The sequence below is a fragment of the Pseudomonas sp. genome, assembly GCF_050739995.1.
Classification (GTDB): domain Bacteria; phylum Pseudomonadota; class Gammaproteobacteria; order Pseudomonadales; family Pseudomonadaceae; genus Aquipseudomonas.
Genome location: NZ_JBOICG010000090.1, coordinates 1 through 5,366, shown reverse-complemented (window position 1 = coordinate 5,366; position 5,366 = coordinate 1). Strand labels below are relative to the sequence as shown.

The following is a 5,366-nucleotide window of genomic DNA, read 5'->3' as shown; positions in this document are numbered from 1 at the left end:
CAATTGCACTCAATTCCTATGCCCGCAGATAAGAGGCGGTGCTATTTTCGGTAACGAAACTGTAACATTCGCATCCGCAGTCAAAACAAGAAATTTGGAGCTCTTGAATGTTTGCTTTCTTTCGTCCTGCCGCACACCAGGCACCCCTGCCTGAAGAAAAAATAGACAGTACCTACCGACGGCTGCGCTGGCAGATCTTCGCCGGTATTTTCTTCGGCTATGCCGGGTACTACCTGCTGCGCAAAAACTTCTCCCTGGCCATGCCCTACTTGATCGACGAGGGTTACACCCGTGGCGAACTGGGCCTGGCGATGTCGGCGATCGCGATTGCCTACGGCTTGTCCAAATTCTTGATGGGCCTGGTGTCCGACCGCTCCAACCCACGCTACTTCCTGACCTTCGGCCTGCTGGTTTCAGCCGGTGTGATGTTCATTTTCGGTTTCGCACCTTGGGCAACGTCCAGCGTGACCATGATGTTCATTTTGCTGTTCATCAACGGCTGGGCCCAAGGCATGGGCTGGCCGCCAAGTGGACGGACCATGGTGCACTGGTGGTCGCAGAAAGAGCGCGGCGGTGTGGTGTCGGTGTGGAACGTGGCGCACAACGTCGGCGGCGGCTTGATCGGCCCGCTGTTCCTGCTGGGCATGGCCTGGTTCAACGACTGGCACGCGGCGTTCTACGTCCCGGCCACCGTGGCGTTGCTGGTGGCGGCGTTTGCCTTCATCACCATGCGCGACACCCCACAATCGGTCGGCCTGCCGCCGATCGAGCAATACAAGAACGACTACCCGGAAGGCTACAGCGCCAGCCACGAAGAAGAATTCAGCGCCAAGGAAATCTTCGTCAAGTACGTGCTGCGCAACAAAATGCTGTGGTACATCGCCTTCGCCAACGTCTTCGTCTACCTGCTGCGCTACGGCGTATTGGACTGGGCGCCGACTTACCTCAAGGAAGCCAAGCACTTCGACGTGGATAAAACCTCGTGGGCGTACTTCTTCTACGAGTGGGCGGGCATTCCGGGCACGCTGCTGTGCGGCTGGATGTCGGACAAGATCTTCCGTGGCAACCGTGGCCTGACCGGCGTGGTGTTCATGGCACTGGTGACCGTGGCGACCCTGGTTTACTGGCTCAACCCGCCGGGCAACCCGACCATCGACATGATCGCGCTGTTCTCCATCGGCTTCCTGATCTATGGCCCGGTGATGCTGATCGGCCTGCAGGCGCTGGAATTGGCACCAAAGAAAGCCGCGGGCACGGCGGCGGGCTTCACGGGGCTGTTCGGTTACCTGGGCGGCTCGGTGGCGGCGAGTGCGGCCATGGGCTACACCGTTGACCATTTCGGCTGGAATGGCGGGTTTGTGTTGCTGGTGGGCGCGTGTCTGCTGGCCATCGCGTTCCTCATTCCAACGCTGTGGCACACCAACAGCGTCAGCGAGGCGCGGTCAGCTACCGCCTAAGCAATCCTTGGCACAACGCTTGAGCCGCGCCTCCAGGTTCTTATCTGGCATGGCGTGGCTACGCAGGGCGTTCACGGTCTGCTCGACATAATCGCGAGTAGTGCCGTAACGCCCGCAAGCGCTTTGCAGTACATGGTTCAGCACAATATCGGGCAAGTTGCCGGCATAGCTGGGCAAATGCCGCTCCAACACAAACCCCAGCGCCTGTACCTGATTGCCATCTTCCAGACGGCAGCTGAGCCAGTGCGGCCGGTACGAGGGGTAAGGCATTTCGCGTTGCCATAAGGCGTACAGCGAGGCGTCCAATTGATCTTCCGGCAAGCGGTAGGCAAACCCGCTGCACGAACCACCGCGATCCAGACCAAACACCAGCCCCGGTAGCTCCGGCGTACCCCGGTGCTCGTGGGACCACAGGTACAGGCCTCGGTGATAACCGTGAACCCGTGCCCGCACACGCTCGGTCGACGAACATTCAGGACGCCAGATCAGCGAGCCGTAAGCAAATAGCCAGACCGGCCCACCCTTATGCCGGGCCATGGTGGCCTGCATGGAGCTCATCAACTGTTCGTGAGTGAGTTGCGGCCCCAGATCGAGCCGCGGAGGGTAAGCCAATTGCAAAAGATCGGTTTCAATGGCGGTCATGGCGAAAAGCGGTACGCCTCCTGTGTATTACCAGTTGTAAGCAACTTTACCGTAATAAAACGCGCCGCTGTAACCGTACGGCGAAAAAGTGCTGTAGGCGAGGTTGCCACCGCTGCTGGCGTACGCGTTGACCTTCTCCGGGTATTTGTCGGTGATGTTGTCGCCGCCCAGGGTGAAGGTCCAGTTCTTCAACTTGTAGTCCGCCGACAGGTCGAGCACCCAGGCCGCCTTGAAGGTCTGGTCGTTGACCTTGTCCGCCTGGTAGCTGGTGAACTCACCATAGCGCACGAGGTTGCTGTGCAGCGCCCAATGGCCATAGGTGAAGTCGTTGCCCAGGCTCAGCTTGTGCTGTGGCGTGGTATCGCCAAGCAAACCGATGCGCTCGCGGCGGTCCACTCGCACCAGGTTGGCACCGAGGCTGTCGAGGATCGCCGGGTTGGCTTTCACATCGGTGACCTTGGTGTGGTTGTAGTTGTAGCCGACAGTGCTATTCCAGCGGATGCCGTTATCGAACTGGTAGCGATAGTTGGCCACCAGGTCGACGCCGTCAGTGCTGGTATCGGTAGCGTTGGTGAAATAACGGGCGCTGGTGTAGTTGATGTTGCCGACACCGTTGGCTTGCAGGTAGGCGATAGTCGCCGGGTTCAGGTTGAGGTTGGACGACAGGCTGATGCGGTCACGAATATCGATGCGGTACACATCGAGCGTCACAGTCAGGTCATCGGCCGGCTCCAGCACCAGGCCGAGGCTGTAGTTGCGCGACTTTTCCGGCTTCAAGTCTTCGGCGCCTAGCAGGCGGGCGACTTGGCTGTTGGCCGGGAAGGTGCCGGCCTCCTGGATGGTGCTGCCGATCAACTGCGACGAGGTGTAGGCAAAATTCTGCTGGGCCAGGGAGGGTGCGCGGAAACCGTTGGAGATACTGCCGCGCAAAGCGACTTGCGGGGTGAAGTCATAACGGGCCGACAGCGAGCCGCTGACGTTGGAGCCGAAGTCGCTGTAATCCTCATGCCGCACGGCGGCCGAGGCGCTGAGTTTCTCGGTGAAGTTGGTTTCCAGGTCCAGGTACTGAGCCCAGTTGTGGCGCGACGTACTACCCGCGTCAGCATCACGGAACCCGCCGAGCCCCGAACTGCCAGTCTGATAATAAGAGGCCGGTTCGCCCGCTTCGATTTGATAACCCTGGCGCAAGTATTCGCCGCCAAAAGCCACCGAGACGGGATAGGGCAGGAAACCTACATCGAATTCACGGGACAGGTCCAGGCTGACTTGTCGCTGGTCGTTGCTCAGGGTGCCATTGTTGAATTTGCGTGGCGTCGCCAGGCCGAGGGAGGTGTTGATGGTCTCGGTGCCCAGCTCATACTGGTTCTTGCCGTAGTTGGCCGACAGGTCGTAATGCCAATCGTAAGCCAGCAAGCCGCGCAAGCCCACGACCAGTGAGGTGTCTTCCAGGTTGCCCTTGATCAACGGCAGGTAGCCGTTGGGGTTGAGGGCCGGGATGTTGTTGGACGCATTGCTTGCGCGGTAGAACGCCGCCGTCTCGCCACGCCGCTTGCTGTAGCCGCCGAAGCTGTAGAGTTCGGCCGCATCGTTGAACGAATATTCGGCGTTGAACTGGAACTTACCTTCGTTGGTGGCCGGTTCGCCCTGGCGGAACACCCGCTGGCCGTAGGTCGTTGAGCCTACGCTGCCGGGGCGAAAGTCATTGCCGGCGCGGTTGGTGTAATCGTTATCGGCGCCCTCGCCCGAGAGGTTGATAAAACCATTGTCGCCCAACGCCAGGCCAGTGTTACCGCTGAGATTGCGCTGGATACCATCGCCTTTTTTGTACTCGCCGAACTTGCTGGAGATCGACCCGCCGTGGTCGGCATGCTTGAGGATCACGTTGATTACCCCGGCAATCGCGTCAGAGCCATAGCGAGCAGAAGCGCCATCGCGCAGCACTTCGATATGGTCCACCGCTGATAGCGGGATCGCATTCAGATCCGCCGGTGCCGAACCACGCCCCACGGCGCCGCCGAGGTTGACGAAAGCGCTGGTATGGCGGCGTTTACCGTTGACCAGCACCAGCACTTGATCCGGCGACAGGCCGCGTAACTGCGCCGGGCGCACCAACTCGGCACCATCCACCAGGCTTGGGCGCGGGAAGTTGATCGATGGGATCAACCGTGCGAGCACCGCACCCAGTTCATCGGAGCCGGTACTGCGCAGGGCTTCGCCGGAAATCACGTCGACAGGCGACAACGATGCACTGGCAGTGCGCTCCTGGGCGCGGGTGCCGGTGACGATCACGGTGTCGAGTTTGGGTGCATCGACGGCGGACGTGTCGGCCGCCTGGACTGGATTGAAACCCACAGCGGCCAGCAAATTCGCCGACAAAATCGCCGTGTACAGCGCGTGCTTCTTGTAGCTCCCCATACCGCTCCCCTTTGAATCAACAATCAGAACTTCAATGCTCTGAGTTCGTACGATCGATCCGGCTGGCGAGCGGTGGCGGTCATTTATTGGTTATTTGCAGAAAGGCGGTAGTCCGTTGCTTATAGCTTAAGGAGATTTTCCTTACATAAATAATACCCAGATTGCATAAGCATAGGCGGCCTTGCTTTCAGCTCAGGTTCAGGCGGCGCAGGACGCTAGCCGTCAAACTGTCTGCATTCCGCGACCCACCCTAGCCGCCCCCTCAAACGACTATCGAGGTCGAACCATGAAATACCTTCTGACCGGCCTGTTGCTATTGGCGCAGGCCGCCACGGCGTTGGCCAGCGAAGACGACAAAAGTTTCTGGTACGCGCAGACCAGCCTGTACACCCGGCACTTTTCACCAGACCCACAGCACAATAATCATCAGGATTTGATCAACCTGGAGCGCAACGAAGCGTCAGGGCTGGTGTATGGCGGGGCGACGTTTCGCAACTCGTTCAGCCAGCGGTCGTATTACGTCTACGCCGGCAAGCGCTACGACATCGCTGACTCGCCGTTTTACGTGAAGGTGACGGCTGGCGCACTCCAGGGTTATCGCGGCAAGTACCGCGACAAGATCCCGCTCAACAAATATGGCGTGGCACCGGCCATCATCCCTTCTGTCGGCGTGCACTTCGGCCCGGTGGCCAGTGAGTTTGTGCTGCTGGGCTTCAATGCAGCGATGCTGACGGCCGGTGTGCGCTTCTGAAACGGGCACAACACAGTCTAGTGTGGGAGCGGGCTTGCCCGCGAAGGCAGAGTATCAGTCACTGAATCTGTCACTGTCACACCGCTTTCGCGGGCAAGCCC

Annotated in this window: 4 protein-coding genes; 2 read left to right on the top strand and 2 right to left on the bottom strand. The window is 59.7% G+C overall.

From position 1 onward, the window contains the following. The first annotated feature begins 107 nt into the window (after positions 1–107). Positions 108–1,457, top strand: coding sequence for a glycerol-3-phosphate transporter (gene glpT / locus ACRESD_RS03065; protein ID WP_431749575.1), 1,350 nt, complete (start codon positions 108–110; stop codon positions 1,455–1,457). Here glpT and ACRESD_RS03060 read toward each other — a convergent pair. Next, positions 1,443–2,099 carry a gamma-glutamylcyclotransferase gene (locus ACRESD_RS03060; protein WP_431749574.1) on the bottom strand — a complete coding sequence of 219 codons (657 nt, stop codon included), beginning with the start codon at positions 2,097–2,099 and terminating at the stop codon, positions 1,443–1,445. The two genes, glpT and ACRESD_RS03060, sit on opposite strands and share 15 nt — an antisense overlap. 27 nt (positions 2,100–2,126) lie before the next feature. Beyond that, entirely contained in the window at positions 2,127–4,514 is a 2,388-nt protein-coding gene (locus ACRESD_RS03055; protein WP_431749573.1) for a TonB-dependent receptor plug domain-containing protein, read from the bottom strand. A gap of 286 nt (positions 4,515–4,800) precedes the next feature. Between ACRESD_RS03055 and ACRESD_RS03050 the strand changes: the two genes are divergently transcribed. Next, positions 4,801–5,265, top strand: coding sequence for a sn-glycerol-3-phosphate transporter (locus ACRESD_RS03050; protein ID WP_431749572.1), 465 nt, complete (start codon positions 4,801–4,803; stop codon positions 5,263–5,265). Positions 5,266–5,366 lie beyond the last annotated feature (101 nt).

Bases quoted from the DNA above. Each gene is read 5' to 3' on its own strand.
- glpT (WP_431749575.1), top strand. From the start codon at position 108: ATGTTTGCTTTCTTTCGTCCTGCCGCACACCAGGCACCCCTGCCTGAA.
- ACRESD_RS03060 (WP_431749574.1), bottom strand. From the start codon at position 2,099: ATGACCGCCATTGAAACCGATCTTTTGCAATTGGCTTACCCTCCGCGG.
- ACRESD_RS03055 (WP_431749573.1), bottom strand. From the start codon at position 4,514: ATGGGGAGCTACAAGAAGCACGCGCTGTACACGGCGATTTTGTCGGCG.
- ACRESD_RS03050 (WP_431749572.1), top strand. From the start codon at position 4,801: ATGAAATACCTTCTGACCGGCCTGTTGCTATTGGCGCAGGCCGCCACG.